Here is a 3282-nt window from a genome sequence, read left to right on the forward strand (position 1 = left end):
CTCACTTGTTGTAAGACTTGCCCTCGCTTGATTTCGTTATTGATTGTTTGAGGAGCTCTTCCAAGTAGGCGAGCAATTTCTCGATTGGATTTTCCTTCTTTGTTCCATCGTTCAATGTAGCGACGATCATTAATTGTCAAATGTTTTCCTTTTGTTGTATAATTGTTTTGCATCTCTGTGCCCTTCCTTTTGTTTGTGGTGAACAACAAGTATAGCACGGAGGTGTTTTCTTATACCTTACAAAAGGATTTCATTTGACAACAGGGACTTTTGAAGCTGTTTTGAGGGCTAAACCAAGGCTATCATTAGCCTTGGCCAATTAGCCTAACAGCTCCAAACCTATTATCAAATGAAATCAGACAACTCATCAGAATGAGTTGTAGTACTTATCTAGCAGATAGGATGGGTGGCTAACTTCATTTTAAAATTTTTGAAAACGTTATTTTTAGAATAATTCTTAAAATTGTGAGCAGATTGTTTTCATTGTGCTCGAAACTGTGATATAATGACTTTGTAATACTAGTTAAGCGTTTCCATTAATTAGTTTATGATTACTATTTCAAAGGAGATTTGTCACTATGACTAAAATCACTGCTTCTGCTGCTATGCTCAATGTTTTGAAAACATGGGGCGTTGATACAATTTATGGTATTCCTTCTGGTACTTTGAGTTCCTTGATGGACGCACTTGCAGAAGACAAAGATATCAACTTCTTGCAAGTTCGCCACGAAGAAACTGGTGCTCTTGCAGCTCTTATGCAAGCTAAATTCGGTGGATCTATCGGGGTCTGTGTCGGTTCAGGTGGACCTGGTGCAACTCACTTGATCAACGGTATCTACGATGCAGCTATGGATGCTACTCCAATGTTGGCAATCCTTGGTTCTCGTCCTGTTACTGAATTGAACATGGATGCTTTCCAAGAATTGAACCAAAACCCAATGTACAATGGTGTAGCTGTCTACAACAAACGTGTAGCTTACGCTGCTCAATTGCCAAAAGTTATCGACGAAGCTTGCCGTGCTGCAATCGCTAAAAAAGGTCCTGCAGTTGTTGAGATCCCAGTTAACTTTGGTTTCGAAGAAATCGATGCAGATTCTTACTACGGATCTGGAACTTACGACCGTACATTTGTAGCTCCAGCTTTGAACCAAGTTGAAGTTGATAAAGCGGTTGAAATCCTTAACAACGCAAAACGTCCAGTTATCTACGCTGGTTTCGGTGGTGTTGGTGCAGGTGATGTGATCACTGAACTTTCTCGCAAAATCAAAGCTCCTATCATTACAACTGGTAAGAACTTTGAAGCCTTTGAGTGGGATTACGAAGGTTTGACTGGTTCTGCTTACCGTGTTGGTTGGAAATCTGCCAACGAAGTTATCTTCGAAGCAGATACAGTTCTCTTCCTTGGAAGCAACTTCCCATTCTCAGAAGTTTACAATACTTTCAAAAACATCGAAAAATTCATCCAAGTGGATATCGATCCATACAAACTTGGTAAACGTCATGCGCTTGATGCTTCAATCCTTGGTGATGTTAAAGAAGCTGCACAAGCTATCCTTGATAAAGTAAACCCAGTTGAATCTACACCATGGTGGAGAGCTGTTGTCAAGAACAACCAAAACTGGCGTGATTACATGAACAAGCTTGAAGGTAAAACTGAAGGCGAATTGCAATTGTACCAAGTTTACAACGCAATCAACAAACATGCTGATGAGAACGCAATCTACTCAATCGACGTAGGTAACTCAACTCAAACTTCTACTCGTCACCTTCACATGACTCCTAAGAACATGTGGCGTACTTCTCCACTCTTTGCGACAATGGGTATCGCTCTTCCTGGTGGTATTGCTGCTAAGAAAGACAATCCAGATCGCCAAGTATGGAACATCATGGGTGACGGGGCATTCGGTATGTGCTACCCAGACGTTATCACAAACGTTCAATATGACCTACCAGTTATCAACGTTGTCTTCTCAAACGCTGAGTATGCCTTCATCAAAAACAAATACGAAGATACAAACAAACACTTGTTTGGTGTAGACTTCACTAACCCAGATTACAAGATGATCGCTGAAGCTCAAGGCGCTGTTGGATTCACAGTAGATCGTATCGAAGATATGGATGCTGTTATGGCAGAAGCTGTGAAATTGAACAAAGAAGGTAAGACTGTTGTGATCGATGCACGCATCACTCAACATCGTCCAATCCCAGTAGAAGCTCCAGAACTTCGTTTGGATCCAAAAGCTTACTCTGCTGAAGAAATTGCAGCTTACAAAGAGAAATACGAAGCTGAAGAATTGGTACCATTCCGTCTCTTCCTTGAAGAAGAAGGTTTGGAATCACGTAACTACAAATAAGCCTTGTGCTTAAAAGGTTGAGGGGTTCCCTCTCAACCTTTTTTCTGTACGACGGGCATGTCGTATATCTGAGGTGCAAGTCCTCTGTGGGCACCTGCTACCGGTGAACCCAATAGCGACTCCCAAGCCTGACTATCGTGAGGTAGCGGGGAGAGGAAGGGATAGCGAAATCGTGGCTCTACGAACAGAAATGTGATATGAAGGCGTATGTAGTGGATGAGGAGGCTGAAAACTCTAAAGTCCCAAAAGGTAGTCGTAACCTATATGCGTAGATCACGAGAGTAAACGAGGAAAGATATACGACTTATCCCGTGAGGTCTCATGAGCGTCGTAGACGTAGTAACAACGAATCATGAGAAGTCAGCCGAACCCATAGTAGTGATGAAGTTTCTGTAATGGAAATGGAGCGAAGGGGCGAACAATTAACCGAAGTAATCCTACTTCACTTGTGTCTGTAAAAGAACGGTCTGATAGAACTGGAGACGGTCACGTATTGACTAGGAGAAGGTTCACGAATCTAAGATGTCCCTCAGACACCGAAACAAGAAAGGAATACGCACATGTCAGAATTGCTAGATAAGATATTATCTCGGAACAATATGCTTGAAGCCTATCATCAGGTAAAAAGAAACAAGGGTTCTGCTGGTATCGACGGAGTTACCATTGAGGAAATGGATAATTTCCTACGGCAACATTGGCGAGAAACCAAGGAACTTATAAAGCAGAGGAAGTACAAACCTCAACCAGTTTTACGAGTTGAAATTCCTAAGCCAAATGGTGGCGTCCGAAATCTTGGAATCCCTACAGTCATGGACAGAATGGTACAACAAGCGATTGTTCAAACCATCAGTCCAATCTGTGAAAGACACTTCTCAGAGTATAGTTATGGCTTTCGTCCCAATCGCTCTTGTGAGACAGCTATTATTCA

The 3282-nt window shown here is 41.9% G+C and carries 3 protein-coding genes; 2 read left to right on the top strand and 1 reads right to left on the bottom strand.

Annotated elements, in window-relative coordinates:
- Positions 1–173: helix-turn-helix domain-containing protein (locus HZY94_RS08460; RefSeq protein WP_179924846.1), on the bottom strand; the 173-nt coding region annotated here is incomplete at its 3' end.
- A gap of 405 nt (positions 174–578) precedes the next feature.
- Between HZY94_RS08460 and spxB the strand changes: the two genes are divergently transcribed.
- Both spxB and HZY94_RS08470 read left to right on the top strand, forming a co-directional pair.
- Positions 579–2354, top strand: coding sequence for a pyruvate oxidase (spxB, locus tag HZY94_RS08465; protein ID WP_160333463.1), 1776 nt, complete (start codon positions 579–581; stop codon positions 2352–2354).
- Between the two features lie 560 nt (positions 2355–2914).
- On the top strand, positions 2915–3282 hold a 368-nt coding region (locus HZY94_RS08470), incomplete at its 3' end, for a reverse transcriptase domain-containing protein (protein ID WP_257151889.1).

The organism is Streptococcus danieliae, from assembly GCF_013415245.1.
Classification (GTDB): domain Bacteria; phylum Bacillota; class Bacilli; order Lactobacillales; family Streptococcaceae; genus Streptococcus; species Streptococcus danieliae_A.